The 25,976-nt window shown below is 65.9% G+C and carries 24 protein-coding genes and 2 pseudogenes; 10 read left to right on the top strand and 16 right to left on the bottom strand.

Annotation, left to right across the window (positions count from 1 at the left end; all coding sequences use genetic code 11):
* Nucleotides 1–176: 176 nt before the first annotated feature.
* The 6 genes and pseudogenes from ACNPNP_RS18725 to nrdH form a co-directional block, all read right to left on the bottom strand.
* Nucleotides 177–434 (bottom strand): annotated as a pseudogene (locus tag ACNPNP_RS18725) (ribonucleotide-diphosphate reductase subunit beta); the annotation flags it as partial.
* 12 nt (nucleotides 435–446) lie between these two features.
* Complete coding sequence (locus tag ACNPNP_RS18720) at nucleotides 447–2,648, bottom strand: nSTAND3 domain-containing NTPase (RefSeq protein ID WP_448967544.1); 2,202 nt, start codon at nucleotides 2,646–2,648, stop codon at nucleotides 447–449.
* Nucleotides 2,649–2,666: 18 nt separating this feature from the next.
* Complete coding sequence (nrdF, locus tag ACNPNP_RS18715) at nucleotides 2,667–3,644, bottom strand: class 1b ribonucleoside-diphosphate reductase subunit beta (RefSeq protein ID WP_448967543.1); 978 nt, start codon at nucleotides 3,642–3,644, stop codon at nucleotides 2,667–2,669.
* A 38-nt stretch (nucleotides 3,645–3,682) separates the two neighbouring features.
* Entirely contained in the window at nucleotides 3,683–5,857 is a 2,175-nt protein-coding gene (gene nrdE / locus ACNPNP_RS18710; RefSeq protein ID WP_448967542.1) for a class 1b ribonucleoside-diphosphate reductase subunit alpha, read from the bottom strand.
* Nucleotides 5,824–6,273, bottom strand: a complete 450-nt coding sequence (gene nrdI, locus ACNPNP_RS18705; protein WP_448967541.1) for a class Ib ribonucleoside-diphosphate reductase assembly flavoprotein NrdI — start codon at nucleotides 6,271–6,273, stop codon at nucleotides 5,824–5,826. Before nrdI ends, nrdE begins: the two co-directional genes overlap by 34 nt.
* A 37-nt stretch (nucleotides 6,274–6,310) precedes the next feature.
* Nucleotides 6,311–6,544 carry a glutaredoxin-like protein NrdH gene (nrdH, locus tag ACNPNP_RS18700; RefSeq protein ID WP_033106720.1) on the bottom strand — a complete coding sequence of 78 codons (234 nt, stop codon included), beginning with the start codon at nucleotides 6,542–6,544 and terminating at the stop codon, nucleotides 6,311–6,313.
* A 411-nt stretch (nucleotides 6,545–6,955) separates the two neighbouring features.
* On the opposite strand from nrdH, the gene ACNPNP_RS18695 reads away from it, so the two are divergent.
* From ACNPNP_RS18695 to ACNPNP_RS18680, 4 genes are read left to right on the top strand one after another with little or no spacing between them, the layout of a single operon-like run.
* Nucleotides 6,956–8,122: an MFS transporter gene (locus ACNPNP_RS18695; RefSeq protein ID WP_448967798.1), complete on the top strand. Its 1,167-nt coding sequence runs from the start codon at nucleotides 6,956–6,958 to the stop codon at nucleotides 8,120–8,122.
* Entirely contained in the window at nucleotides 8,119–9,045 is a 927-nt protein-coding gene (locus ACNPNP_RS18690) for a sugar kinase (RefSeq protein ID WP_448967540.1), read from the top strand. Before ACNPNP_RS18695 ends, ACNPNP_RS18690 begins: the two co-directional genes overlap by 4 nt.
* A 19-nt stretch (nucleotides 9,046–9,064) precedes the next feature.
* On the top strand, nucleotides 9,065–9,823 hold the full coding sequence (locus ACNPNP_RS18685) for an alpha/beta fold hydrolase (RefSeq protein ID WP_448967539.1): 759 nt from the start codon (nucleotides 9,065–9,067) through the stop codon (nucleotides 9,821–9,823).
* Complete coding sequence (locus tag ACNPNP_RS18680) at nucleotides 9,820–10,977, top strand: acyl-CoA dehydrogenase family protein (RefSeq protein ID WP_448967538.1); 1,158 nt, start codon at nucleotides 9,820–9,822, stop codon at nucleotides 10,975–10,977. The genes ACNPNP_RS18685 and ACNPNP_RS18680 overlap by 4 nt, the downstream gene beginning before the upstream one ends.
* Here the strand turns inward: ACNPNP_RS18680 and ACNPNP_RS18675 are convergent.
* The 6 genes and pseudogenes from ACNPNP_RS18675 to ACNPNP_RS18650 all read right to left on the bottom strand — a co-directional run bounded on the left by ACNPNP_RS18675 (nucleotide 10,974) and on the right by ACNPNP_RS18650 (nucleotide 15,989).
* The gene (locus ACNPNP_RS18675; protein ID WP_448967537.1) at nucleotides 10,974–11,702 is read right to left on the bottom strand and encodes a FadR/GntR family transcriptional regulator; all 729 of its coding nucleotides are present in this window, start codon (nucleotides 11,700–11,702) and stop codon (nucleotides 10,974–10,976) included. The genes ACNPNP_RS18680 and ACNPNP_RS18675 overlap by 4 nt on opposite strands.
* A gap of 27 nt (nucleotides 11,703–11,729) precedes the next feature.
* Complete coding sequence (locus ACNPNP_RS18670; protein WP_448967536.1) at nucleotides 11,730–12,509, bottom strand: 3-oxoacyl-ACP reductase; 780 nt, start codon at nucleotides 12,507–12,509, stop codon at nucleotides 11,730–11,732.
* Nucleotides 12,510–12,544: 35 nt separating this feature from the next.
* A complete protein-coding gene (locus ACNPNP_RS18665; RefSeq protein ID WP_448967797.1) occupies nucleotides 12,545–13,900 on the bottom strand; it encodes an aldehyde dehydrogenase family protein in 1,356 nt (451 codons plus the stop codon).
* Nucleotides 13,897–14,421, bottom strand: coding sequence for a gamma-glutamyl-gamma-aminobutyrate hydrolase family protein (locus ACNPNP_RS18660; RefSeq protein ID WP_448967796.1), 525 nt, complete (start codon nucleotides 14,419–14,421; stop codon nucleotides 13,897–13,899). The genes ACNPNP_RS18665 and ACNPNP_RS18660 overlap by 4 nt, the downstream gene beginning before the upstream one ends.
* Nucleotides 14,378–14,683, bottom strand: a pseudogene (locus ACNPNP_RS18655) (gamma-glutamyl-gamma-aminobutyrate hydrolase family protein); the annotation flags it as partial. The pseudogene ACNPNP_RS18655 and the gene ACNPNP_RS18660, both read right to left, overlap by 44 nt.
* Nucleotides 14,634–15,989 carry a glutamine synthetase family protein gene (locus ACNPNP_RS18650; RefSeq protein ID WP_448967535.1) on the bottom strand — a complete coding sequence of 452 codons (1,356 nt, stop codon included), beginning with the start codon at nucleotides 15,987–15,989 and terminating at the stop codon, nucleotides 14,634–14,636. The pseudogene ACNPNP_RS18655 and the gene ACNPNP_RS18650, both read right to left, overlap by 50 nt.
* A gap of 152 nt (nucleotides 15,990–16,141) precedes the next feature.
* Here ACNPNP_RS18650 and ACNPNP_RS18645 point away from each other — a divergent pair, with 152 nt between their 5' ends.
* Nucleotides 16,142–17,680, top strand: coding sequence for an amino acid permease (locus tag ACNPNP_RS18645; RefSeq protein ID WP_448967534.1), 1,539 nt, complete (start codon nucleotides 16,142–16,144; stop codon nucleotides 17,678–17,680).
* A 24-nt stretch (nucleotides 17,681–17,704) separates the two neighbouring features.
* Here the strand turns inward: ACNPNP_RS18645 and ACNPNP_RS18640 are convergent, their stop codons facing one another.
* Nucleotides 17,705–17,977 (bottom strand): metal-sensitive transcriptional regulator, encoded by a 273-nt coding sequence (locus ACNPNP_RS18640; protein ID WP_448967533.1) that lies wholly within the window; start codon nucleotides 17,975–17,977, stop codon nucleotides 17,705–17,707.
* Nucleotides 17,978–18,034: 57 nt separating this feature from the next.
* On the opposite strand from ACNPNP_RS18640, the gene ACNPNP_RS18635 reads away from it, so the two are divergent.
* From ACNPNP_RS18635 to ACNPNP_RS18620, 4 genes are all read left to right on the top strand, one after another.
* Entirely contained in the window at nucleotides 18,035–19,312 is a 1,278-nt protein-coding gene (locus ACNPNP_RS18635) for a DUF445 domain-containing protein (protein ID WP_448967532.1), read from the top strand.
* A 1-nt stretch (nucleotide 19,313) separates the two neighbouring features.
* Nucleotides 19,314–20,234: an agmatinase family protein gene (locus ACNPNP_RS18630; RefSeq protein WP_448967531.1), complete on the top strand. Its 921-nt coding sequence runs from the start codon at nucleotides 19,314–19,316 to the stop codon at nucleotides 20,232–20,234.
* Nucleotides 20,235–20,322: 88 nt separating this feature from the next.
* Complete coding sequence (locus tag ACNPNP_RS18625) at nucleotides 20,323–20,547, top strand: hypothetical protein (protein WP_448967530.1); 225 nt, start codon at nucleotides 20,323–20,325, stop codon at nucleotides 20,545–20,547.
* 13 nt (nucleotides 20,548–20,560) lie between these two features.
* Complete coding sequence (locus ACNPNP_RS18620) at nucleotides 20,561–20,938, top strand: hypothetical protein (RefSeq protein ID WP_448967529.1); 378 nt, start codon at nucleotides 20,561–20,563, stop codon at nucleotides 20,936–20,938.
* Here the strand turns inward: ACNPNP_RS18620 and hutI are convergent.
* Genes hutI through hutH form a run of 3 tightly spaced genes read right to left on the bottom strand, consistent with a single transcriptional unit; the run spans nucleotide 20,935 to nucleotide 25,245 of the window.
* Complete coding sequence (gene hutI / locus ACNPNP_RS18615) at nucleotides 20,935–22,080, bottom strand: imidazolonepropionase (RefSeq protein WP_448967528.1); 1,146 nt, start codon at nucleotides 22,078–22,080, stop codon at nucleotides 20,935–20,937. The two genes, ACNPNP_RS18620 and hutI, sit on opposite strands and share 4 nt — an antisense overlap.
* Complete coding sequence (gene hutU, locus ACNPNP_RS18610) at nucleotides 22,077–23,717, bottom strand: urocanate hydratase (protein ID WP_448967527.1); 1,641 nt, start codon at nucleotides 23,715–23,717, stop codon at nucleotides 22,077–22,079. The genes hutI and hutU overlap by 4 nt, the downstream gene beginning before the upstream one ends.
* Entirely contained in the window at nucleotides 23,710–25,245 is a 1,536-nt protein-coding gene (hutH, locus tag ACNPNP_RS18605; protein ID WP_448967526.1) for a histidine ammonia-lyase, read from the bottom strand. The genes hutU and hutH overlap by 8 nt, the downstream gene beginning before the upstream one ends.
* A 52-nt stretch (nucleotides 25,246–25,297) precedes the next feature.
* On the opposite strand from hutH, the gene ACNPNP_RS18600 reads away from it, so the two are divergent.
* Nucleotides 25,298–25,976: IclR family transcriptional regulator (locus ACNPNP_RS18600; RefSeq protein ID WP_448967525.1), on the top strand; the 679-nt coding region annotated here is incomplete at its 3' end.

Here is a 25,976-nt window from a genome sequence, read left to right as displayed (position 1 = left end):
AGCTTCAATCCCGGCCGAGACGTCCGACGCGACGGTAACCAATGTGTGATCCCGAACGATCGAGTGCTGTGGGGCTCGCCAATATCACGCAGAGAGCCGCGGGATTGAAGGATCCCGCGGCTCTGCAGTTTCTGGCCTCTCGCCACCCCCTGTGGGCCTGGGCTGATTCAGTGACCCTAGAAGTCCCAGTCCTCATCCTCGGTGGCCTCGGCCTTGCCGATGACGTACGACGAACCGGAACCGGAGAAGAAGTCGTGGTTCTCGTCCGCGTTCGGCGAGAGCGCGGACAGGATCGCGGGGTTCACGTTCGTCACGGTCGACGGGAACATCGGCTCGTAGCCGAGGTTCATCAGCGCCTTGTTGGCGTTGTAGTGCAGGAACTTCTTGACGTCTTCGGTCAGACCGACGCCGTCGTAGAGGTCCTGCGTGTACTGAGACACAGCTGCTCAAAGGTGTGCAAAGAGGACGTCAACGTCATCAAGATCCTCGCGATCACTGGTTGACCATTCGCGCCGGTCGTAATCCTCTGGATCTGGCTCCCACACTTCGTTCAACCGCTCCCGGATTCTTTCGTGCATGTCTCCAACGTCCATCGACACAGATTCAAGTACGTTCTGTAAAGCATTGAGCATCTCGAAATCCGAGTCATACCCATCCCTGTACGGGTCGTCGAGAGCCAGCTCGATTCGCTCGATGAGCACGGACTCCAGGTAAGACTCCATACCCGAGGTCGACAGGGTTTCAAACTCGTGAGCCGCCGGGATCTCGTGGATCCCGATCTCGTCATCAACCCAGACTCGGCGGACCTCTGTAGCGAGCGTCTCGGCCTCTTCAGCGGTTAGCAAGGGCTCGAGTGCACGGTACGCCCCAATTCGAGCATCGACGTCTGCGTCCTCACGCATAAACCCATGCGTAAGCTCCACTACTTCGCTAATCGACTTCATCCGCAGATCCCGTGGATTCGCACTCAGGAGATCCATACCTGCTACTACGAGCTGTAGACCGTTCAGCCCTTTGGACCGTCTAAGAACGGGCAGGAAAAGTTCACTGACTGCCCTCAAAAGAGCCAATCTTCTGGCTGGATCGAGATCCTGCCAGGGCCTAGAAGCCCGAATCCCTTTGCCAGTGAGCATAGACAAGAGAGTCACGACTGACGAAGGTTCCGCGGACTGCAAGTGCGTCCTGAACGCTTGCAAATCCGAGAAAAGCCGCGACAGCAGGAAGTCCCTAATACTGGGATTCTTCACAGAAAATACGAGGTTGCCCAGAGCGTCACGGTCGACATCAATGAAAATGCCCTCAAGAACATCTATATCAGAGTCAGTAATTGAGGACAACTCACCCCACGATAATAAGATTGCTCGCGCGGTCTCGACCCCGTCTAACTTGGAAGTATCTGTCAGGCCGATACAGATTGACAGCGCTAGTGCTCTTTGAGCGCTAGTAAGCTCGACATCAAATACATCATTCCACAATGTGGAGGGCGAGTTCAGTGCATTTAGCATAAATTCGGCAAACTTTATACCTCGCGCGCTACCCCCGAGCGCTTGAGCAGCAGATACAATCGATTCAATGAGACGTGGATTGTAATTCGGATGTTTAATCACTCGCAAATAGGCGCGGTTTCCAACGACGCTACGCCTTGCGTTCTTCCCCAACTCGGAATAATAAATGTGATTGAACAATATGTGCGCGCGCTGAAAAGAACTGTACGTACTTACGTCGACGACTACATTCGAATCGAGAACGCGTGCGCCTCGTAATTTGCTATATGTACTTTGCGCGGCAGTCAAAATATATTGACGCGTAGTAAGGATCATTTTGTGAGATTTCGAATCTCGCAATCGCTGAGCAAGTAGGTCGAGAGAGTGATCCTCACCCTTCGCGAGTTTCTCCATCAGACTTGTTTGACCAAGAAAATCGTCGTACAAGAAGAGTTGCTTCGCACCTGGTTGCCACACGTTCTCGATCTCTGACGCATTCCTAACGTCGAAGACTTCGTATCCATCCGCTGCGTAAGTCAGTGCCACCGACTCAGCCAGGGTCGTCTTTCCCACGCCAGGAGGGCCCGTGATGATCGACATCCCGTACTTTGCCAGCGAGTTCTGAACGAGCTGAGTCGCGTCGCTAGTTACGAAGAGCCTGGCCCGCTTTGCTGCGCGTTCCAGAAAATATTTCTGCCTCTCGAACACAGCGTGATTCAAGACACTCTTCAATACCGCCAGGCTTGAGACGTATAGTTTTACGTGCAGGCGCTCAATCTCGCCATGTAGGTCCAGCAGATTTTCGAGGTCCTCACGCGCAATGATGTTTTCTTGCCGGAGATTTTGTTTCGCAAAGACGGCGGCAATTTTTTCTTTCGCGCTAGGTGTCGCTCGAGCAGTCGTCGCCAGCCAGTACTCTCCGAGGTCGTATGGTGCCACTCTCGTAGCTTCGCTCTCTAGCCTTGACTTGAGTTGAAGAAGCGTTCGACTCGGCGAGTGCTTGCACTGGACGGTTCGCAGCACTCCCGCGCGTAGAAGACGGACGTCGGTGCCGCCGTCGGGACCTGGTGAGAATGACTCGAGCCTCTCTTGCCACTCGGCCTGTAGAAGGTCCCTGACTAGACGCTCGAAGTCATACGACGAGAGCGATTCATATGCGCGCAATGCCGCCTACCTGTGCTCTCAGAAGTCCCAGTCCTCGTCTTCCGTCGCCTCGGCCTTGCCGATCACGTACGACGAACCGGAGCCGGAGAAGAAGTCGTGGTTCTCGTCGGCGTTCGGCGAGAGCGCGGACAGGATCGCCGGGTTCACGTTCGTCACGGTCGACGGGAACATCGGCTCGTAGCCGAGGTTCATCAGCGCCTTGTTGGCGTTGTAGTGCAGGAACTTCTTGACGTCCTCGGTCAGGCCGACGCCGTCGTAGAGGTCCTGCGTGTACTGCACCTCGTTGTCGTAGAGCTCGAAGAGCAGGTTGAAGGTGTAGTCCTTCAGCTCGTCGCGGCGCTCCTGGGTCTCCTTCTCGAGGCCCTTCTGGTACTTGTAACCGATGTAGTACCCGTGCACGGCCTCGTCACGGATGATGAGGCGGATCAGGTCGGCCGTGTTCGTGAGCTTCGCCTTGGACGACCAGTAGATCGGCAGGTAGAAGCCCGAGTAGAACAGGAACGACTCGAGCAGGGTCGAGGCGACCTTGCGCTTGAGCGGGTCATCGCCCTGGTAGTAGTCCATGATGATCTGCGCCTTCTTCTGAAGGTTCGCGTTCTCAGTGGACCACCGGAACGCCTCGTCGATCTCCTTCGTCGACGCGAGCGTCGAGAAGATCGAGGAGTAGCTCTTGGCGTGCACCGACTCCATGAAGGCGATGTTGGTGTACACCGCCTCCTCGTGCGGGGTGATCGCGTCAGGAATCAGCGACACTGCGCCGACCGTGCCCTGGATCGTGTCGAGCAGCGTAAGGCCGGTGAAGACACGCATCGTGAGCAGCTGCTCGTCGGGCGTCAGCGTGTTCCACGACTGCACGTCGTTCGACAGCGGCACCTTCTCGGGCAGCCAGAAGTTGTTCACCAGACGGTTCCAGACCTCGAGGTCCTTGTCGTCCTGGATGCGGTTCCAGTTGATCGCCTGTACGTGCTCGACCAGCTTGAGCGATTCGGGTGTCATATCCTTTGTTTCCTTTTCGTCCCTGAGCCTGTGAAGGGTCAGAGCATGCAGCTGACGCACTCGGACATGTCGGTGCCCTCGAGCGCGAGCTGGCGGAGGCGGATGTAGTAGATCGTCTTGATGCCCTTGCGCCATGCGTAGATCTGCGCCTTGTTGATGTCGCGCGTGGACGCGGTGTCCTTGAAGAACAGCGTCAGCGATAGACCCTGGTCGACGTGCTGCGTGGCGGCGGCGTACGTGTCGATGACCTTCTCGTAGCCGATCTCGTATGCGTCCTGGTAGTACTCGAGGTTGTCGTTCGTCATGAACGGCGCCGGGTAGTAGACGCGACCGAGCTTGCCTTCCTTGCGGATCTCGATCTTCGACGCGATCGGGTGGATCGAGCTCGTCGAGTTGTTGATGTAGGAGATCGAGCCGGTCGGCGGCACAGCTTGCAGGTTCTGGTTGTAGATGCCGTGCTTCTGGATGGATGCCTTGAGCTCAGCCCAGTCGTCCTGCGTGGGGATGTGCTTGCCTGCGAAGAGCTCCTTGACCTTCTCGGTCTCGGGCACCCATGCGCGGTCGATGTACTTGTCGAAGAACTCCCCCGACGCGTACGTCGAGTCCTCGAAGCCGTCGAACGCCTGCTTCCGCTCGATCGCGAGCAGGTTCGACGCGCGCAGCGCGTGGAACAGCACGGTGTAGAAGTAGATGTTCGTGAAGTCGAGGCCCTCTTCCGAGCCGTAGTGCACGTGCTCGCGGGCGAGGTAGCCGTGCAGGTTCATCTGGCCGAGGCCGATGGCGTGCGAGCGATCGTTGCCGTCTTCGATCGAGCGCACCGAGGCGATGTGGCTCTGGTTGCTGACGGCGGTCAGTCCGCGGATCGCCGTCTCGACGGTGATGCCCAGGTCATCGGCATCCATCGCCAGGGCGATGTTCATCGAGCCGAGGTTGCACGAGATGTCCTTGCCGATCTGGTCGTACGACAGATCGTCGTTGTACGTGGTCGGCGTGTTCACCTGCAGGATCTCGCTGCAGAGGTTCGACATGTTGATGCGGCCCTTGATCGGGTTCGCCTTGTTCACCGTGTCCTCGAACATGATGTACGGGTAGCCCGACTCGAACTGGATCTCGGCGATCGTCTGGAAGAACTCGCGCGCGTTGATCTTGGTCTTCTTGATGCGCGGGTTGTCGACCATCTCGCGGTACTTCTCGGTGACCGAGATGTCACCGAACGGCACACCGTAGACCTTCTCGACGTCGTACGGCGAGAAGAGGTACATGTCCTCGCCGTTCTTGGCGAGCTCGAACGTGATGTCGGGCACGACGACACCCAGCGACAGGGTCTTGATGCGGATCTTCTCGTCGGCGTTCTCGCGCTTCGTGTCGAGGAAGCGCATGATGTCGGGGTGGTGCGCGTTGAGGTAGACCGCTCCGGCGCCCTGACGCGCACCCAGCTGGTTCGCGTAGCTGAAGCTGTCTTCGAGGAGCTTCATCACGGGGATGATGCCGCTGGACTGATTCTCGATCTGCTTGATCGGCGCGCCGGCCTCGCGGATGTTCGAGAGCAGCAGGGCGACGCCGCCGCCGCGCTTGCTCAGCTGCAACGACGAGTTGATGCCGCGCGAGATCGACTCCATGTTGTCTTCGATGCGCAGCAGGAAGCAGCTGACGAGCTCACCGCGCTGGGCCTTGCCCGCGTTGAGGAAGGTCGGTGTCGCCGGCTGGAAGCGACCGGAGATGATCTCCTCGACGAGCTTGACCGCCAGCTCCTCATCGCCGTCGGCGAGTCCGAGCGCCGTCATGACGACGCGGTCCTCGAAGCGCTCGAGGTAGCGCTTGCCGTCGAACGTCTTCAGCGTGTAGCTGGTGTAGTACTTGAACGCGCCGAGGAACGTCTCGAAGCGGAACTTCTTGTCGTAGGCGAGGTCGTTGAGCTTCTGGACGAACTCGTGCGAGTACTTCTCCAGCAGGGAGCCGTCGTAGTACTCCTTCTCGACCAAGTAGTCGAGACGCTCCTTGAGGGAGTGGAAGAACACCGTGTTCTGGTTCACGTGCTGCAGGAAGTACTCCCGCGCTGCACGCTTGTCGGCGTCGAACTGGATCTTGCCGTCCGCGTCGTAGAGGTTCAGCATCGCGTTGAGAGCGTGATAATCGAGGCCCTCGTATGCTGCGTTCGCCTTGAATGCGGCCTGCTCGGTCACAGTGCCTTCTTCAACTGCAGTACCCACCATCGTTCCAATCCGTCGCTCACGCGATCTACGTCGTCCTGCGTGCCGAATACTTCGAACCGGTACAAGTGCGGCACATGACACTTGCGGCTGATGATGTCACCGGCGGCCCCGAAGGAGTCGCCGAAGTTGGTGTTTCCTGCGGATATCACTCCGCGGATGTTCTGCCGGTTTCGCTCGTCGTTGAGGAACCGGATGACCTGCTTGGGTACAGCGCCCTTCTCCTCACCACGCCCCTGGCCTCCGCCGTATGTGGGAGTGACGAGCACGAAGGGCTCATCGACCGTGAGGTCGCCGTCACCCCGATGCAGCGGAATACGCCGCGCCGGCAGTCCGAGCTTCTCGATGAACCTGGCCGTGTTGCCCGAGGTACTGGAGAAGTAGACCAGGAGCGGCGCGGTCGTCGCGACTGCTGTCATGACTCACCCCTTTCGCTCCGGCGATCGGTTAAAGGCCCTATGCCAGACGGGAGGCGAGGGCGTCGATCTTGTCGGGACGGAAGCCCGACCAGTGGTCCTCGTCGGTGACGACGACAGGCGCCTGCATGTAGCCCAGTGCCTTGACCTGCTCGAGCGCCGAAGCGTCTTCGGAGAGGTCGTGGATCTCGTATTCGATGCCCTTGGCATCCAGCGCGCGATACGTCGCGTTGCACTGCACGCACGAAGGCTTGGTGTAGACCGTGATCGACATTTGTTTTCCCCTCAGATCAGAATTCTCCGGCAGACCCCCCGCCGGGAGTTCAATACTACATATAGGTACGGACATTGCGGGTGACCACAAGGGCTAGTAGTTACATCCGTGTAGTTTTCCACCGCTCTCCACTGATACAACACAGGTTGTCCACCGTTTCATCCACAGATCGCGAACTCTTTTCGAGGGTCGCGAAGCGCATGATCTCGCGGTTCTCAGGTCGCCGCCCGAGATCCATCCACAGGTCGCACGCTAGCCGGGGGTTCCGACATCCGATTTCCTGTGGAGAGCGCTCTTCGGCGTGTCGCGGCGTGTCGTGAACAAGACCCCGCACCACACCTCTCACGACCCGGGTAGCGTTGTGCCGTGGCGGGCTATCGGGATCTTCTTCGCACCCCTGGCGTGGGGCGCATGATCGCCGCACAGCTGACGGCGCGCTTCCCCAGCGGCATGGCATCGCTGGCGATCCTGCTGCATGTCGAGCAGCAGACCGGGTCGTACGGCGCCGCCGGCCTCGTGCTCGCAGCGACGTCGGTCGGCCAGGCCGTCTCCGGGCCCGTCACGAGCCGCTGGATGGGCGCATGGGGCATGCGCAGGGTGCTCACCCTGACCGCGGCGGTCTGCACCCTCGCGGTACTCGCCCTCGGCCTCCTGCCGCTGAACCTCGCCGGGTACATGGCGTTCGGACTCATCGCGGGCCTGTCGACACCCCCGATCCAATCGGCGGTGCGCACCATCTACCCGAAGCTGGTCAACTCCTCGCAGCTGACGCCGCTGTTCTCTCTCGACGCCTCTCTGCAGGAGATCATCTGGATCCTCGCGCCGGTGGTCATCACCCTCGTCTCCACCCAGGTCGGCACGACGGAGGGGCTCATCCTCGTCGCGATCGTCCTGGTGCTCGGCTGCGGATGGTTCATCCTCAGCCCTGAGGTGGGACGCGTGCGCATCCCCCGCAGCCGCCGGGCTCTGGGTCGCGTGCTCCTCAAGCCTCCGGTGGCGCTCGCCACGCTGATCGGCTTCCTCGTGATCGGTGCATGCTCGGCCGTCGAGGTCGGCGTCGTCGCCACCTTCGAGCACGGCAGCCTCGAGGCCGGCGTCGTGCTCGGCGTCTTCGCGTGCGGCAGCCTCGTGGGCGGACTGTCCTTCGGGCACATCCCGATCGGACCGTGGGCCATGGCCCGGCGCCTGATCATCGTCACGGTGGGCCTGACCCTCACCATGGTCATGCTCAACGCCTATTGGCTGGGCGGCGCGCTCTTCCTCGCGGGGCTCGGCATCGCTCCCGCGCTCGCCGTGCTCTTCGCCATCACCACCGCGAGCGTGAAGTTCAGTGAGACCGCCGAGGCGTTCGGGTGGGCCGGAACGGGTCAATTGATCGGTGCCGCAGCGGGTTCGGCCATCGCCGGATTCCTGGTCGACGGCACCGGCGGACCGCAGGGCGCGTATCTCGCAGCGGTGCTGTTCGCTATCGTCGGTGTGATGGTCTCCGTGATCTTCGTCCGGGCTCTGCCCGATCTGCGCGATCGCGATCCCAGTCCTTTCCCTGACACCGAACCAGTGGCGGTCACCCCTTCATGAGCACCCCTTCCCTTCCCGGCGCACGCACTTCCGATCAGGCCCCCGAGGTCGTGTGCATCGGCGAGACGATGGCATTGATCACCCCGACGGATGCTGCGCTCTCCGACGCGCACGAAGCCTCCCTCGGTCTCGCCGGCGCCGAGTCGAACGTGACCGCCGGTCTCGCCGCCGCCGGCCACCGCGCGGTCTGGGCGTCCCGCCTCGGCGACGATCCGCTCGGCGTTCGCATCTCATCGGAGCTGACCCGGCGCGGCATCGAGCTGTGGGTCGAGCTCGACCAGGATGCCCCCACCGGCGTGATGTTCAAGGATCCGGCCGCAGAGGGCTCATCCGTCTACTACTACCGACGCGGTTCCGCCGCCTCGCGCATGGCGCCGGGGATGCTGTCCGCAGAGCGACTCGCCGGTGTGAGGATCGTGCACACCACCGGCATCACCCCCGCACTCTCGCCGTCCACCCGCGACATGGTCGATCGGCTGTTCGACGACGCACGCGCCGCAGGTGCGCTGGTCTCGTTCGACGTGAACGACCGTCGCGCACTGTGGTCGATGGAGGATGCCGCGGCCACCCTGGCACGGCTGGCGAACGCCGCCGACATCACGCTGGTCGGCCGCGACGAGGCCGAGCGCATCTGGGGCACGTCGACGGCGGAGGAGATCCGCGCCTTCCTGCCGGACTGCGACCTGCTCGTCGTGAAGGACGGAGACGTGGGCGCCACGGCCTTCCACGGTGATGCCGCCCCGGTCTTCGTCCCCGCGCCGGTGGTCGACGTCGTCGAGCCGGTCGGTGCCGGCGACGCGTTCGCGAGCGGGTTCCTCGCGGCGACGCTCGAGGGCAAGCCGCTCGCCGAGCGCCTGTCGGCAGGGCACATCGCGGCCGAGCGCGTGCTCACGATCGCCGCCGACATGCCGCCCATCGACTGATCACTCGTAGGCTGAGAGCATGCCTGCTCCCGTCCAGCTCCCCCGGCTCTCATGGGGGGATCCCGACGCCGACAGCACCGCCCTGCTGGTGCACGGTCTCGGCTCCTCCGGCGCACTCATGTGGCGGTTGGGCGACGCGCTCGCTGATGCCGGTTGGCACGCCGTCGCGATAGATCTGCGCGGCCACGGCGACGCCCCGCGCACGCTCGACTACACCGTGGGCGCCTATGCCGCTGACCTCGCTGCCCTCGCCCCCGCCCGCGGCGGCGCATGGGATGCGGTCATCGGGCATTCGCTCGGTGGCGCAGCGAGCACCGTGGCCGCGGCATCCGATCCTCACTGGGTGAGCAGGCTCGTTCTCATCGACCCGGCCATCCTCGTCGACGGGAAGGACGCCTCGATCGTGCGCCGCAGCCAGGAGCGCGCGTTCGCCGACAACCGGATCGAGGTCGTACGGGAAGAGCATCCGCACTGGCATCCGCAGGACCTGGAGCTGAAGATCGACGCCGTCACGCGAGGGAGCAGATGGGCGGTCGAGCAGACGAGCGCGCAGAACCAGCCGTGGGACGTGCGGGCGGATGCCGGTCGCCTTGCCGTCCGGACGCACATCATCGGCGCCGACCCCGAGGTGTACAGCCTGTTCACCGGCAAGACCGCCGACGCCGTGCTCGCATCGAACGAGAAGATCTCGATTTCGATCGTCGCGGGAGCCGGCCATTCCCCGCACCGGGACAAGCCAGATGAGACCATCCGCCAATTGCTGGAGGCACTGTCATGACCTTCGACCCCGCCGAGTTCCTGCCCGACGACCTGCTCGCGCGCATCCGCGAGCGCGCACCGGTCCACGATCGGGAGAACACGTTCCCCGAGCAGGATCTGGACGAGCTGCGGGATGCCGGATACCTGAGGATCCTCGTTCCGCTCGAGCGCGGCGGCGCGGGTCTCAGCCTCGAGCAGGCCGCTGTGCTGCAGCGGCGTCTTGCGGCCGCGGCGCCTGCCACGGCTCTCGCGATCAACATGCACCTGGTGTGGACCGGCGTGGCGAAGGTGTTCAGCGACCGTGGAGTGCCCGGCATGGAGTTCGTGCAGGACGGCGCTGTCCGCGGCGAGGTCTTCGCGTTCGGGATCAGCGAGGGCGGCAACGACCTGGTGCTGTTCGGCAGTGACACGGCCGCCGTACCGCAGGAGGACGGCGGTTACGCGTTCACCGGGACGAAGATCTTCACCTCGCTCGCCCCGGTGTGGACCAAGCTGGGCCTGCACGGTCTCGACACGACGAGTAGCGACGCCCCGAAGCTGGTGTTCGCGTTCATCGACCGCACCGACGCCGTCACGACGAGCGACGACTGGGACACCCTCGGCATGCGCGCGACGCAGAGCCGCACCACCCGGCTGGACGGCGCACGCGCTTCGGCAGAGCACGTGGTGCGGCGTATCGACCCTGGTCCGAGCCCCGACCCGATCATCTTCGGCATCTTCAGCGTCTTCGAACTGCTGCTCGCATCGGTGTACACGGGCATCGCCCGCCGTGCATTGGATCTCGCGGTGGAGACCGTGCAGAAGCGCACCTCGAAGAAGACCGGGCTGACGTACGCCCAGGATCCCGACATCCGGTGGCGCATCGCGGAGATGAGCCTCGTGTACGACGCGCTCCCCCCGCAGATCGCGGCCCTCGCTCGCGACGTCGACGCGCAGACCGACAACGGCGCCCGCTGGTTCACGCTGCTGTCCGGCACCAAGCACCGGGCGGTCGTGATGGCGAAGCACGTCGTCGATCAGGCGATCCTCACCGCCGGTGGCGGCTCGTACTTCTCCTCCAACGAGCTCTCGCGGCTGTATCGCGATGTGCTGGCGGGAATGTTCCACCCGTCTGATCCCGAGTCGGCGCACTCGACCGCGGCGAGCGCACTGCTCGGTCCGCTCGAGGGCTAGGCGAGAAAGCCCCGCAGCAGTGCCTCGGAGCCGGCCAGGTGATCGCGCATCGCATCCTCCGCAGCATCCGGCTGTCCCATCAGGATCGCGGTGATGATCTGCTCGTGCTGCATACCGGAATGTTCGATGTTGCGCGGGAGCAGGGGAAACGTGTCCAGCCAGGCGTTGACGCGCGCACGATTCTCCGCCACGAGTGCGACGAGCGACGAGATGCCGGCGGCTTCGGCGATCTCGAGGTGCAGGAGGGTGTCCAGTCGGCGATACTCCTCCGGCCCGGCGGGCAGGGCGGCCTCATGTCGTGCCCATAGTCGCGATCTCACCTCCGCATCCAGTGCACGGCCGGCCGCGGCTCGCGCCGAGCCGCTCTCCAGCACCGATCTCAGCCCCAGCACATCGTCAAGATCGGCGGGATCCACATGCCCCGCGTCCGCCGGCACCGGCAGCGGGTCGGCCACGAATGTGCCGCCGTATCGTCCGCGGCGGGGTTCGAGGTATCCGGCGTCCGCAAGTTCGCGGATCGCCTCACGCACCGTGTCGCGGCTGACACCGTAGGCTGCCGCGAGCTCGCGCTCCGGCGGGAGCGAGGCACCGGGTGCCACCACACCGAGTCTCACGGTCTGCACAAGCCGTGCGACGGTGTCCTCCAGCGTGTTGCCCCGGCGAAGCGGCCGGAACACGGCCTTGCGCACCTCGACGAGGTCGCGCTCCGACGGGTTCTCACTCACCATCTCAGTCTCTCAGAGCACGTCCGGTCATAGCGGCGTGACGTAGGCGTTGCTGATGCCGCCGTCGACCACGAACGCACTTGCTGTGATGAACGAGGCATCGTCCGACGCGAGGAACGCGACCGCTGCCGCCAGCTCCTCCGGCTCGGCGAACCGGCCCATCGGCACGTGCACGAGCCGCCGCTGGGCACGTTCGGGATCTTTGGCGAACAGCTCCTGCAGCAGCGGAGTGTTCACGGGACCGGGACACAGGGCGTTGACGCGGATGCCCTGTCGTGCGAACTGCACTCCGAGCTCGCGCGACATCGCCAATACGCCCCCCTTCGAGGCCGTGTAACTGATCTGCGAGGTAGCGGATCCCAACAGCGCGACGAAGGACGCCGTGTTGATGATCGAGCCTCTGCCCGCGGGCACCATGTGCCGCAGCGCCGCCCGACTGCACAGGTAGACGCTCTTCAGATTGACGTCCTGCACAAGGTCCCAAGCGGGCAACTCGGTGGTCTCGATCGAATCATCGGACGCCGGGGAGATGCCCGCGTTGTTGAACGCGATGTCGATGCGTCCGAACTCGGCCGCGACACCGTCGAACAGCGTGTTCACCTTCGCCTCATCGGCCACGTCGACGGGGCGGAATGCGCCCCCGACCTCGGCCGCAGCGGCCTCCCCGGTGTCCGGATCCATGTCGGCGATGACGACGAAGGCCCCTTCAGCGGCGAACCGCCGTGCCGTGGCGAGGCCGATGCCGCCGGCACCCCCGGTGATGATCGCGACGCGATCCTTGAGACGCTGAGTCAGATCGATGCTCATATGCAGGTTCCTTCGATGCGAGTGGAGGGTCGGTGTCAGTCGGTCGCGAAGAAGACGTTCTTCGTCTGCGTGAAGTGCTCCGCGGCATCCGGGCCGAGCTCTCGCCCGAGGCCGGAGGCCTTCATGCCCCCGAACGGAGTGGAGTAGCGCACGGAGGAATGCGAGTTCACGGACAGCACACCCGCATCCACTCCCCTCGTGACGCGCACGGCTCGGCCGAGGTTCTCCGTCCACACAGAACCTGCCAGACCGTAGACGGTGTCATTGGCGAGGCGGATGCCATCGGCTTCGTCGTCGAACGGCAGCACGGAGACCACCGGCCCGAAGATCTCCTCCCTGGCGACCCTGTCTCCGGGCTGGGCGATCACCACGGCGGGGGCGAACCAGAAGCCGTCGCCGCTCGGTGCGGTTCCTCTGAACGCCACGTTCGCGCCGTCGAGGAACGATGCGACAGTGTCGCGATGCCCCGCCGAGATGAGCGGTCCCATGTCGGTTGCTTCGTCTCCCGGGTGTCCGACTCTCCACTTCTGAACGGCAGGCTCGAGCAGTTCGAGGAAGCGGTCGTAGACACTGCGCTGCACGAGCAGCCTGCTGCGTGCGCAGCAGTCCTGTCCGGCGTTGTCGAACACCGACCCCGGCACGGCTGCTGCCGCCTTCTCGAGATCAGCGTCTTCGAAAACGATGTTCGCTGATTTACCGCCGAGCTCGAGCGTGACGGGCTTGAGCGCCCGCGCGCAGCCGGCCGCGACGTCGACGCCGACCTCGGTGGATCCGGTGAAGACGATCTTGCGAACGTCCGGATGCTCGACGAGGCGCTGGCCGACGACGGAACCGGAGCCCGTGACGACCTGGAAGAGTCCGTCGGGAAGACCCGACTCCCGCGCGAGCTCACCCAGCCGGATCGCCGTGAGCGGTGTGAGTTCAGCGGGCTTGAGCACCACGGCATTGCCTGCTGCAAGGGCGGGCGCGAACGCCCAGGCTGCGATCGTCATCGGGAAGTTCCACGGCACGATCACGCCGATCACGCCGTACGCCTCGTGGAAGGTGACATCGAGGCCGCCCGCCACCGGAATCTGTCGCCCTGAGAGGCGCTCCGGATCTGCGGAGTAGTAGTTGAGCACCTGCGCGACGTGACCAGCTTCCCAGCGTGCGGCGCCGATCGGATGCCCGGAATTGCGTACCTCGAGTTGCGCGAGTTCCTCCACCGCAGCCTCGACGCCCCTTGCGAACGACCGCAGCGCGTCGGCGCGGGCGACCGGAGCGAGAGCCGCCCAGGTGCGCTGCGCCGCGGCAGCGCGTGCGACAGCGGCATCCACATCCTCCACGCCTGCTCGCGGCACGTCGCGAATGGGTGTCCCCGTGGAGGGGTCGATCACTGTGAACGCGCTCATCGCGCCTCCTTCTCCGAGTGGGCGAACTCGCGCGCCTGCGCCACGAGGTCTTCGAACAGCCGCCGGTTCTCCGCGTTCTCCTCGGGATGCCACTGCACACCCACGAGGTAGCCGTTCGCGGAGTCCTCGACCGCCTGCACCAGGCCGTCGTCGGTGCGCGCGGAGACGACGAGGCCGTCGCCCAGTCGATCGACGCCCTGGTGGTGATAGCTGTGCACGCGCAACCCGCCGTCTCCCAGAATTCCTGCGAGTCTCGTGCCGGTGGACACGGTCACCTCGTTCTCGGCGAACACTCCCCCGCCGAGTTTGTATCGATCGGTGCCGAGGGATTCCGGCAGGTGCTGCTGCAGCGACCCGCCCCGCGCCACGTTGACGAGCTGCAGTCCGCGGCAGATGGCGAGCACCGGCATCTGCCCGCCGCTCAGCCGCGTGGAACAGCGCCAGCTCCCAGGCGTCGCGATCAGTCCGCGCCGCGTCGGTCGACGGATGCCGTTCGTCACCGTACAACTCCGGCTGCACATCGGCGCCGCCGGTGAGGATGAGCCCGTGCAGCCCGGCTATCGCAGCATCCGCCGTGGCATCGTCCTGCGGAGGCAGCAGCATCGCGATGCCGCCGGACGACGTGACACTCGTCAGGTATTGTGCGGGAAGGAACGATGCTCTCACGTCCCACACCCCTTGCTGCGCGCGTTCCAGGTAGGTCGTGACGCCGATCAGCGGCCGGACCGCGTCTTCAGAGCCGTTCGAAGCCACGGATGCGCTCCCAGTCTGTGACGGCGGCATCGAAGGCCTCCACCTCGATGCGCGCCTGGTTCAGATAGTGCTCGACCACGTCATCGCCGAACGCGGCGCGAGCGATCGTCGACTCGCTGAACAGCCGCGCGGCCTCACGCAGCGTCGTCGGCAGATGCTCCACCTCGGCCTTATAGGCGGACCCTTCCAGCCGTGGTGGAAGTTCCAGCTCGTTCTCGATCCCGTGCAGGCCTCCGGCGATGATCGCTGAGATGCCGAGGTACGGATTCACGTCGCCTCCCGGAACCCTGTTCTCCACTCGGAGCGAGGGGCCGTGACCGATCACGCGCAGAGCGCAGGTCCGATTGTCGATCCCCCAGGCCACGCCGGTCGGCGCGAAGCTCCCGTCGGCGAAGCGCTTGTAGGAGTTGATGGTGGGTGCGTAGAGAAGTGCGAACTCGCGCATCGTCGCGAGGATGCCTGCGATCCAGTGCTCCATCAGCGGGCTGAAGCCGTGCGCACCGTCGCCTGCCATGACAGCCCCGCCGTCGGCATCGCGGACCGACAGGTGGATGTGGCAGCTGTTGCCCTCCCGCTCGTTGAACTTCGCCATGAAGGTGAGCGACTGTCCGTGCTGCTCCGCGATCTCCTTCGCCCCGTTCTTGTAGATCGTGTGCTGGTCGGCCGTCTCGCGCACCTCGGCGAAGCGGAACGCGATCTCCTGCTGGCCGAGGTTGCACTCCCCCTTCACGCCTTCGTTGTACATGCCAGCAGCGTCCATGCTGTTGCGAATGTCACGCAGCAGCGGCTCCAGGCGTGTGGTGGCGAGCAGGTTGTAGTCGACGTTGTAGTCGGTCGAAGGCGTGAGCCCCTCGTACTTGCGCGCCCAGGCCTCACGATAGGTGTCGTCGAACACGATGAACTCGAGCTCGGTGCCGCTGAACGCCGTCCAGCCCCGCTCGGCGAGGCGGTCGCGCTGTCGGTCGAGGATGGCACGCGGTGACGGCGCGACCGGACGCCCGTCGCCCCAGACGAGATCTGCCATCACCAGCGCCGAACCTTCGATCCACGGGATCCGCCGGAGCGTCGCCGGGTCCGGACGAAGCACCATGTCGCCGTACCCCTTGTCCCAACTCGACATGGCATAGCCGTCCATGGTGTTCACATCGACGTCGACCGAGAGCAGGTAGTCGCAGGATTCGGCGCCGTGGTCGAGGACTTCCTCGCGGAACAGCCGTGCGGAGATGCGCTTTCCGGTGAGCCGGCCCTGCGCGTCTCCGAATGCGACGATCACGGTGTCGATCTCGCCGTTCGCGATCGCTTCGTCCAACTGCTCGACGCTGAGGTTTCCCGGCATTGATCCGCTCCCGTCCTGTGAGATCCGGCATGCGCCGAACCCTTCGCACCTTAGAACACTTTCGCATTTAAAGGTAGACGAAACCCACCATTGAGTGCCACACTCTCGTGCAGGGCGCAGCCCGCGTCTGTCCAGGTGCGAACGGAGTTCGGATGTCTGAGCAACACAGTGGGTCCCGCAAGGTCGCTGGGGCGACCTATACACCGGCCGGCAGCGACTACTTCAAGAAACGGACATTGAAGCGCAGCGCCGGTGTGTGGGGTCTTTGGGGACTGGCAGTGGCAGCAGTCATCTCCGGTGACTTCTCCGGTTGGAACTTCGGCATCGACTTCGCGGGCTTCGGCGGGATGCTGATCGCCTTCGCGATCCTCGTCATCATGTACTACGGCATGATCTTCTCGATCGGAGAGATGGCTGCAGCGATGCCGCACACCGGCGGCGCGTACTCATTCGCGCGTTCCGCCCTCGGCCCGTGGGGCGGCCTGGTCACCGGAGCCGCCGAGACGATCGAGTACGTCGCGACCACGGCGGTGATCGTCTACTTCTCGGCATCGTATGCGAACGGCATCACCGCCGAGCTGCTGGGGTTCACGCTGCCCGGTTGGGCCTGGTATCTGATCCTCTACGTCGCCTTCATCGCGTTGAATTCCGCGGGCGCCGCGATCTCCTTCCGCTTCGCGATCATCGTCTCGATCATCTCGATCGCCATCATCGTGGTGTTCTCTCTGATGGCGGCCTTCTCCGGGGCGTTCAGTTGGGACAGCCTGTGGAACATCGCGCCTGACCCCGGCCAGACGGCGTTCCTGCCGCATGGTGTGCTGCCGATCCTGTTCGCTCTGCCTTTCGCGATGTGGTTCTTCCTCGGTATCGAGGAGCTCCCACTCGCCGCAGAGGAATCGCACAACCCGACGCGCGATATTCCGAAGGCCGGCTTCTGGGCACGCGGCACCCTGATCGTGACCGGTCTGCTCGTGCTGTTCCTCAACACCGGCGTGCTCGGAGCCGAGGCGACGGGCGTCGCCGGAGAGCCGTTGCTCGACGGATTCCGCGCGATCGTCGGCGACCAGATGGCGGCGGTACTCGCCCTGTTCGCATTGATCGGGCTGCTCGCATCGTTGCAGGGCATCATGTTCGCGTACGGCCGCAACATGTATTCGCTCTCCCGCGCCGGCTATTACCCGCGCTTCCTGTCTTTGACCGGCAAGCGTCAGACACCGTGGGTCGCCCTGACCGTCGGGGCCGGCATCGGTTTCGTCGCGCTGGTCGTGCTCGACATCCTCGGCACCTCCGGTATCGGAGCCGTGGCCGGAGCGATCGTGCTGAACATCGCCGTCTGGGGTGCGGTGCTCGCCTACGGCCTGCAACTGGTGTCGTTCATGATCCTGCGTCGCAAGTACCCGAACGCCGATCGTCCGTACCGCAGCCCCTGGGGCGTGCCCGGTGCGGCGGTCGCGCTCCTGATCGCCGTGCTGATCTTCGTGGGCTTCCTGTTGAACCCCACATTCGGCCCGGCGATCATCGCGATCGCGATCGTCTACGTGATCATCCTGCTCGGGTTCGGACTGTTCTTCCGGCACCGACTGGTGCTCTCTCCGGAGGAAGAGTACGCACTGTCCGGTGGAGAGCACCGCGATCCGCAGGTCGAAGGGTACGAGGCCATGGAGGACGAGGTCTTCGACGCCAAGCCGTGATGAACGGACGGCGAGGAGCGCGCGTCACTTCCGGTCGAACTCGAATGCCTTCAGCAGCTCTCCGACCGCCTGCTCGCGCTCTTCGCCGCCTTCTTCGAACATGTGAGTCACATGTGTTCGCAGGTGGTTCTCGAGCAGCAGGCGGTTGAGGGACTCCAGGGACTTCTGGATCGCACGGGACTGCGTGATGATGTCCATGCAGTACTCCTCGTTCTCGATCATCCTGGCGACCCCGCGCAGCTGACCTTCGAGGATGCTGGTGCGGTGCAGAGCACGCTTCTTGATGTCTTCGATCACGATTCGAGGCTACCCCGGTCGGGCGATGCGCGGCTCGCGCGTGCGAGGATGACACACATGCCGCGCACTCCCATGGCCCTGCTGTCCCCCGCCGACCAGGAGCGTCTGCGGGCCCTTCGCCGTATGAAGGCGATCGCGATCGGCGCGCTCGTGTTCATGGCGGTCGTGTTCGTCTTCGCGTTCGCGTTCCAGGAGCGCCTGGGCTGGCTCGGCTATGTGCGTGCGGCCGCCGAGGGCGGCATGGTCGGCGCGCTCGCCGACTGGTTCGCCGTCACCGCGCTGTTCCGGCGCCCGCTCGGCCTGCCCATCCCGCACACGGCGATCATCCCCAATCGCAAGGACGAGATCGGTCGCACACTCGGCGAGTTCGTCGAGACGAACTTCCTCGCGGCCGATGTCGTGCGCACCAAGCTCGCCACGACGGCGATCGCCAGGCGCGCGGGCGAGTGGCTGCAGCAGAAGCCTCATGCCGAACGGGTCGCCGCCGAGGGCGCGACGATCGCCACCGCCGTGCTGAACGCGCTCAGCGACGACGACGTGCGCGATCTCATCACCGATCTCGCCCGCGAGCACCTGGTGCAACCGGAATGGGGACCTCCTGCGGGCGTGTGGCTCGAGAAGATCGTCGACGCCGACGCCCATCACGGCGCGGTGGATCTCGCCGCCGACAGCATCGCGACCTGGTTGGACTCGAACGCCGAGTCCTTCACCGGTCTGGTCTCACGCCGCCTCCCCTCCTGGGTGCCCCGGCTCGCGCACCGCTTCGTCGACGACACCGTCTATCACGAGGCGGTCAAGTTCGTTCACGCCGTGCAGGACGATCCGCAGCATCCGGCACGCCTCGCGATCGACGGCTACCTCGCGCGTCTCGCCGACAACCTGCAGAACGATCCGGCCACGCGCGCGAAGCTCGAGAACGCCAAGGCGTCGCTGTTCGACAGCCCGCGCGTGGGCGCTCTGGCCGCCGAAGCATGGAACACCGCCAAGGCCGGGCTGCTGACCGCACTCGCCGACCCCTCGAGCGGCCTCCGCCTGCGCGCGGCACAGGCACTGCAGGAGGTCGGGGAGCGTATGACGACGGATACCGCGCTGCAGACCCGCGTCGACACATGGGTGTCCGATGCCGCGGTGTTCCTCGTCGACCGCTACCGGCACGACATCGCCTCGATCATCACCGACACGGTGGAGCGGTGGGATCCCGCCGAGACGACCGAGAAGATCGAGCTGATGGTCGGACGCGATCTGCAGTACATCCGTCTGAACGGCACCGTGGTCGGCGCACTCGCCGGCCTGGCGATCTTCGCGATCGCGCACGCCCTGATCCCTGGAGTCTGACATGGCACTGTCGAACGATCCGCTGTGGCCCCGCGCGGGCGCCTGGCCCGAGTTCGAGCGGTCGGCGGATGCCGTGATCCTCGGCGTTCCCACCTGGCGGACATCGCTCTCCCCCACCGGCGCGCACGCGACCCCCGGTGCAGTGCGCGAGGCCCTTCGGCGGTACAGCCCGACCTTGATGGGTCCGCCTGTCGTCGATCTCGATGCCGTCCTCCGGATCCGGGATGCCGGTGACGTCGACGAGCCGGACGGCGATCGGGGCGAAGCGGCCGTCATCGCACGGGTGCGCGAGCTCGCGCCCGCGTTCGTGATCGCTCTCGGTGGCGACAACTCCCTCACGTATCCGGTCGCGCTCGGTGCCGCGGCATCCGGTCTCATCACGTTCGACGCCCACTTCGATCTGCGCGACGGCGTCTCGAACGGCACGCCCGTGCGACGACTCGTGGAGGACACCCCCGCCGGTTCGAACGTTCCGACCGAACGGATCGATCCGACGCGGATCGTGCAGATCGGGATCGCCGACTTCGCCAACTCCGCGGCCTACGCGCGACGGGCGGCGGACTGGGGCATCAGAGTGATCACGATCGACGAGCTGCGCCGCCGAGGGGTCGACGACGTCGTCGCCGAGGCCCTGGAGATCGCCGGCGCCGGAGCCGGCCGCATCCACCTCGACATCGACGTGGACGTGTGCGATCGCTCCGTCGCACCGGGATGCCCGGCGAGCGTGCCCGGCGGACTCCAGGCATGGGAGCTGCGCGCGCTCGCACGGGCGGTGTCGTCGGATGCGAGGGTCGTGAGCGCCGACATCGCGGAGGTCGATGCCACGGCCGACGCGGAGGACGGACGCACCGTGCGCCTCGCCGCGCTGTGCGTGCTGGAACTGCTCGCTGGCAGGGCTCTGCACCCGGACCGCGCACGCTGACGATACGCCTGCGGACGCGAAGATTCCACCCCCTTCAGAGTCCGGGAGACGTGGTCGATCCTGAGGTCATCAACCGAAGGAGAGATTCATGAATGCGACACCCGAGTCCTCTTTGAAGGACAAGAACTACAACCTCGTGTGCGTGCTGGAAGCGTCCCTGCGCAACGCATGGTCGATGCAGACGTACATCGAGGATGCCGAGCGCGAGGGCGATTCGGAACTCGCCGAGTGGTTCCGCAAGATCCAGCACAACAGCCTCAAGGCGGGCGAGCAGGGCAAGCAGATGCTGCGCGCACGACTCGACGAGGATTAGATCGCGGATCGGGGTGATCATCGTGGACGCGCCATGGCGGCGACGAGACGAGCGCCACGACCCGACGCGCATGGCGAACCAGCCGGCGCTGCGCTCTTCGGACGGCACGATCTGGATCGTCGTCGCCGGCCTGTTCGGGCTGATCTGCCTCGTGCCGCTGAGCCTTCTCACGGTCGTGGATCCCCGTCGGTCAGCTCCAGTGGCGTGGATCACCGCGATCCTCGTGATCGTGCTGTACGCCGCATTGCTGGTGAGCCGCTGGACGGTGGATGACCGCGAGCGCCGGCTGCGGATCATGGCCGTGCTCATGCTCGCCATGGCCGCGGTGGCACTGTTCGGCATGCTGACGTGCGCGGCGATCGAGTGGTCGGCGGGGCCGGTCACCGCCTAGACGATCGTGCCGTCCTTCCACACCGCGCGGATCAGCGGCACACCGGGGCGGTACGAGAGATGCACGTGGCTCGGGGCCTCGAGCATCACGAGGTCTGCGCGGACGCCGGGGGCGATGAGCCCGACGTCGCTCCGGCGCAGTGCGCGCGCTCCCCCGGCCGTCGCCGCCCACAGCGCCTCAGACGGCGTCATCCGCATGTCGCGCACGGCGACCGCGATGCAGAACGGCATCGAGGAGGTGAAGCTCGAGCCGGGATTCGTGTCGCACGCGAGCGCGATCGTGACGCCGGCGTCGATGAGCCTGCGCGCATCGGGATACGGCTGCCGCGTGGAGAACTCCACGCCGGGCAGCAGGGTGAGCACCGTGTCCGACGCCGCCAGCGCGGCGACGTCCTCGTCGGTCAGGTACGTCCCGTGATCGACGGATGCCGCACCCAGTTCGATCGCGAGCTGCACGCCGCCTCCAGGACCGAGCTGGCTCGCGTGCACCCGCGGGGCCAATCCGCGCGCGATCCCCGCCTCGAGCACCCGCCGGGACTGCTCGACCGTGAACGCGCCCGTCTCGCAGAAGACGTCGATCCAGCGGGCGTGCGGTGCGCAGGCATCCAGCATCGGGCCAGTGACGAGGTCGACGTAGGCGTCCGGATCGTCGGCGTACTCCGCCGGCACCACGTGCGCGCCGAGGAACGTCACCTCATCGGTGACCTCGGCGGCGAGCCGCACGAGCCGCTGCTCGGTGTCGATGTCGAGCCCGTACCCGCTCTTGATCTCGATCGTCGTCGTGCCCTGCGCATGCATCTCGTCGACGAATCCCCGCAGACGCGCACGCAGCTCCTCGTCGTTCGCGGCTCTGGTGGCGGCGACGGTGGAACGGATGCCGCCTGCGGCATACTTCTGTCCCGCCATCCGCGCCTCGAACTCGGCGGCGCGGTCCCCGCCGAAGACGATGTGACTGTGGCTGTCCACGAATCCGGGGATCACCGCGCGGCCGGCGGCGTCGACGATCTCTGCCGCGGCGGGCGCGTCGACGGCCCGCCCCACCCAGGCGACCCTGCCGTCCTCGAGCAGCACAGCGGCCGCATGCAACGTGCCGTCGTCGGCGTTCGTCGTCAGCTCCCCGATGTTCGTGATGAGCGTGCTCATGGCATCGGCACCTTCAGTCCGCGCTCGCGGGCGACGTCGCGTGCATGCTCGTACCCGGCATCGACGTGCCGCATGACGCCCGTGCCCGGGTCGTTGGTCAGCACTCTTTCGAGTTTCTCGGCGGCGAGGGCCGTGCCGTCCGCGACGCACACCTGACCGGCATGGATGCTGCGCCCTATGCCGACGCCGCCGCCGTGATGCAGCGAGACCCAGGAGGCACCGGAAGCGGTGTTGAGCAGTGCGTTCAGCAGCGGCCAGTCCGCGATCGCATCCGAACCGTCCTTCATCGCCTCGGTCTCGCGGTAGGGAGACGCGACGGAACCCGCGTCGAGGTGGTCACGGCCGATCACGATCGGCGCCGTCAGCTCGCCCGACGCGACCATCTCATTGAACTTCAGGCCCGCGAGGTGACGTTCCTTGTACCCCAGCCAGCAGATGCGGGCGGGCAGTCCCTCGAAGTGCACCTTCTCGCCTGCCTTCGCCAGCCAGCGGTGCAGTGCGGTGTCTTCGGGGAACAGCTCAGCGATGGCCCTGTCGGTCCGGCGGATGTCCTCGGGATCACCGGACAGCGCCACCCAGCGGAAGGGTCCTCTGCCCTCCTCGAACTGCGGGCGGATGTAGGCCGGCACGAAACCGGGGAACTCGAAGGCACGCTCGAACCCGCCCAGCTCGGCCTCCCGTCGGATGGAGTTGCCGTAGTCGAACACCGCCGCCCCGGCATCCTGGAATCCCACCATCGCCGCCACATGCTGAGCCATCGACTCGCGCGATCGGCGGGTGAATTCCTCCGGATCCCGCTCGGCGGCGGCCTTCCACTCCGCGACAGGGATGCCGGTCGGCAGGTAGGCCAGCGGGTCGTGCGCGCTGGTCTGATCGGTCACGACGTCGATCGGCACGCCGCGTCGCAGAAGTTCGGGGAAGACCCCGGCGGCGTTGCCGACCACACCCACCGAGAGCGCCTCCCCTGCCTCCTTCGCCGCGAGGACGCGGGCGACCGCCGCATCGAGGTCGGCGGCGAGCTCATCGAGGTATCCGTGGTCGACGCGACGGGCGAGGCGCGTCTCGTCGACGTCGACGATGAGCACGACGCCCTCGTTCATCGTGACGGCCAGCGGCTGCGCACCGCCCATGCCACCGGCGCCGGCGGTGAGCGTGAGTGTGCCGGCGAGGGATTCGCGCCCCAGCGAGCGAGCGACCGCCGCGAAGGTCTCGTACGTGCCCTGCAGGATCCCCTGCGTGCCGATGTAGATCCAGGATCCGGCGGTCATCTGCCCGTACATCGTGAGCCCGAGCGCCTCGAGCCGGCGGAACTCCGGCCAGGTGGCCCAATCGCCGACGAGGTTCGAGTTCGCGATCAGCACGCGCGGTGCCCATTCGTTGGTGCGGAACACACCGACCGGCTTGCCGGACTGCACGAGCAGCGTCTCGTCGGGCTCGAGCTCGTCGAGGGTGCGAACGATCGCGTCGTATGCTTCCCACGACCGCGCGGCGCGGCCGGTGCCGCCGTACACGACGAGGTCCTCCGGGTGCTCGGCGACCTCCGGATCGAGGTTGTTCATCAGCATCCGCTTGGCCGCCTCGGCACCCCAGCTCTTCGCGGTGCGCTCAGCGCCTCTGGCTGCGTGGATCTCAGGCATGTGCGTTCTCCTTCGCTGTCCGGGCGACGGCGCCCGATCGGACGAGTTCGGTGACGGCTTCGATCTCGGGCGAGAGGAAGCGATCGGGCCCCGGCCCTTCGGCGACGGTGCGCACCAGGTCGCTCACCGCTGCGGTGGCAGGGCCCGCCTGCAGTGGCGCCCGCAGGTCGAGGGCGCGTGCACCAGTGAGCACCTCGATCGCGAGCACACGGGTGAGTCCGTCGATCGCCCGGCGGAGCTTTCGCGCGGCCGCCCACCCCATCGACACGTGATCCTCCTGCATGGCGGACGACGGGATCGAATCGACGGATGCCGGAACGGCGAGGCGCTTCAGCTCGGAGACGATCCCCGCCGCCGCGTACTGGGCGATCATCAGCCCGGAATCGACCCCCACCTCGTGTGCGAGGAACGGCGGGAGGCCGCGGCTGCGCGCCGGGTCGAGCGCCCGGTCGGTGCGGCGCTCGGACACGCTCGCGACGTCGGCGACGCTGATCGCGAGGAAGTCGAGCACTGCGGCGACGGGCGCCCCGTGGAAGTTGCCGTTCGACTCGATGCGCCCGTCCACCGTGATGACGGGGTTGTCGATGACGCTCGCGAGTTCGCGGGAGGCGATCGTCGACGCGTGCGCCATGGTGTCGCGGGCGGCGCCGTGCACCTGCGGCGAGCAGCGCAGCGAATAGGCGTCCTGCACACGTCCGTCCTCCGGCCCCGCGTGGCTGGCGACCATGGGAGATGCGGCCAGGAACGAACGCAGGTTCGCCGCCGACTCCGCCTGCCCGGTCTGCGGACGCAGCGCCATCAGATCGGCGGCGAACACGGCATCCGTCCCGAGCTGGCTCTCGATCGACATCGCAGCGGCGAGGTCGGCGGTCGTGAGGAGCATCTCGAGGTCGTGCAGCGCGAGCAGCAGCATCCCCAGCATCCCGTCAGTGCCGTTGATCAGTGCGAGGCCTTCCTTCTCGACCAGCACGAGGGGCGCGATGCCGGCGGCGGCGAGGGCGTCGGATGCCGGGACGAGGGCACCGGACTCATCATGGACATCGCCTTCGCCGATCGCGGCGAGCGCGATGTGCGCGAGAGGTGCGAGGTCACCCGAGCATCCGAGGGAGCCGTACTCGCGCACCACAGGAGTGATACCCGCGTTCAGCATGGCCGCGTAGGTCTCCGCGACGAGCGGTCGGACACCCGTGCGTCCGGAGGCGAGTGTCTGCAGGCGCAGCAGCTGAAGGGCGCGGACGACCTCGCGCTCGACTTCGACGCCCGTGCCTGCCGCATGCGAGCGGATGAGGCTCGCCTGCAGCTGGTGACGGCGCTCCGGCGCGATGAATGTGGTCGCGAGCGCACCGAACCCGGTCGACACGCCGTAGTGCGGGTGCGGATCCGCGGCGAGCGCGTCGATCACGCCCCGCGTCTCGGCGACACGGTCGAGAGCCGACTCGTCCAGAGCGATGCGCGCGCCCTGCCGGGCGACCGCGACGACTTCTGCGGGTGGGAGCGGCGCAGCGCCGACGAGAACGGATTCAGTCATGCCTTGATTCCACACCCCGGCGATGGCGGCGCGCAGGCATCCGTGACATCCTGTGTCTGTGATACCAGACAGCGGCGGCCCGCAGGTTCCTGCCGCCGAGCACACGCTGCGCATTCTGCGTCATCTGGCCGCGCGGACCGCGCCCGTCGCGGCATCCGCCATCGCCCGCGACCTCGGCCTGCCCCGGTCGACGGTCTACCACCTGCTCACGACCCTCGCCGCGCACGGATTCGTGCTGCACCTGCGCGAAGAACGACGCTGGGGCCTCGGCGCCTCCGCCTTCGAGCTCGCCGGCGGCTACGCCCGCCAGCAGCCTCTCGCGCGTCTCGGCAGGCCGCTCATCGCCGCTCTGGCCGACCGTGTCGGCGAGAGCGCGCACCTCGCGGTGATGAGCGGAAGCGATGTGCTGTACATCGTCGAGGAGCGCGCTCCGCGGCGGCCGGCGCTCGTGACCGATGTCGGAGTGCGGCTCCCGGCGCACCTCACCGCGACCGGCCGTGCGATGCTGGCCGCGCTCCCCCGCGAACAGGTGCGCGCACTGTACCCCGACGCGTCGGCGTTCCCCTCGCGCACAGGCCTGGGTCCCACGCGCCCGAAGGAGCTGCGCGAGCTGCTGCGCAGCATCCGTGCGGCCGGCTTCGCCACGGAGGACGGCCAGGTCAGCACCGGCCTGTCCTCGGTCGGCGTCGCCGTCATCGACCGCTCCGGATGGCCCGTCGCCGCCGTCGCGG

The sequence above is a fragment of the Microbacterium xerophyticum genome (assembly GCF_053543555.1).
Note: the sequence above shows the minus strand (reverse complement) of the source record. Positions and strands in the feature narration are given on the sequence as shown.

Bases quoted from the DNA above. Each gene is read 5' to 3' on its own strand.
- nrdH (WP_033106720.1), bottom strand. From the start codon at position 6,544: ATGTCGATCACGGTCTACACCAAGCCTTCGTGCGTGCAGTGCAACGCG.
- ACNPNP_RS18660 (WP_448967796.1), bottom strand. From the start codon at position 14,421: ATGTGCAGCCGGAGTTGTACGGTGACGAACGGCATCCGTCGACCGACG.
- ACNPNP_RS18670 (WP_448967536.1), bottom strand. From the start codon at position 12,509: ATGAGCATCGATCTGACTCAGCGTCTCAAGGATCGCGTCGCGATCATC.
- ACNPNP_RS18665 (WP_448967797.1), bottom strand. From the start codon at position 13,900: ATGAGCGCGTTCACAGTGATCGACCCCTCCACGGGGACACCCATTCGC.
- nrdE (WP_448967542.1), bottom strand. From the start codon at position 5,857: ATGGTGGGTACTGCAGTTGAAGAAGGCACTGTGACCGAGCAGGCCGCA.
- ACNPNP_RS18635 (WP_448967532.1), top strand. From the start codon at position 18,035: ATGCCGCGCACTCCCATGGCCCTGCTGTCCCCCGCCGACCAGGAGCGT.
- nrdI (WP_448967541.1), bottom strand. From the start codon at position 6,273: ATGACAGCAGTCGCGACGACCGCGCCGCTCCTGGTCTACTTCTCCAGT.
- ACNPNP_RS18645 (WP_448967534.1), top strand. From the start codon at position 16,142: ATGTCTGAGCAACACAGTGGGTCCCGCAAGGTCGCTGGGGCGACCTAT.
- ACNPNP_RS18695 (WP_448967798.1), top strand. From the start codon at position 6,956: ATGATCGCCGCACAGCTGACGGCGCGCTTCCCCAGCGGCATGGCATCG.
- ACNPNP_RS18625 (WP_448967530.1), top strand. From the start codon at position 20,323: ATGAATGCGACACCCGAGTCCTCTTTGAAGGACAAGAACTACAACCTC.
- ACNPNP_RS18630 (WP_448967531.1), top strand. From the start codon at position 19,314: ATGGCACTGTCGAACGATCCGCTGTGGCCCCGCGCGGGCGCCTGGCCC.
- hutI (WP_448967528.1), bottom strand. From the start codon at position 22,080: ATGAGCACGCTCATCACGAACATCGGGGAGCTGACGACGAACGCCGAC.
- hutH (WP_448967526.1), bottom strand. From the start codon at position 25,245: ATGACTGAATCCGTTCTCGTCGGCGCTGCGCCGCTCCCACCCGCAGAA.
- hutU (WP_448967527.1), bottom strand. From the start codon at position 23,717: ATGCCTGAGATCCACGCAGCCAGAGGCGCTGAGCGCACCGCGAAGAGC.
- ACNPNP_RS18680 (WP_448967538.1), top strand. From the start codon at position 9,820: ATGACCTTCGACCCCGCCGAGTTCCTGCCCGACGACCTGCTCGCGCGC.
- nrdF (WP_448967543.1), bottom strand. From the start codon at position 3,644: ATGACACCCGAATCGCTCAAGCTGGTCGAGCACGTACAGGCGATCAAC.
- ACNPNP_RS18685 (WP_448967539.1), top strand. From the start codon at position 9,065: ATGCCTGCTCCCGTCCAGCTCCCCCGGCTCTCATGGGGGGATCCCGAC.
- ACNPNP_RS18690 (WP_448967540.1), top strand. From the start codon at position 8,119: ATGAGCACCCCTTCCCTTCCCGGCGCACGCACTTCCGATCAGGCCCCC.
- ACNPNP_RS18650 (WP_448967535.1), bottom strand. From the start codon at position 15,989: ATGCCGGGAAACCTCAGCGTCGAGCAGTTGGACGAAGCGATCGCGAAC.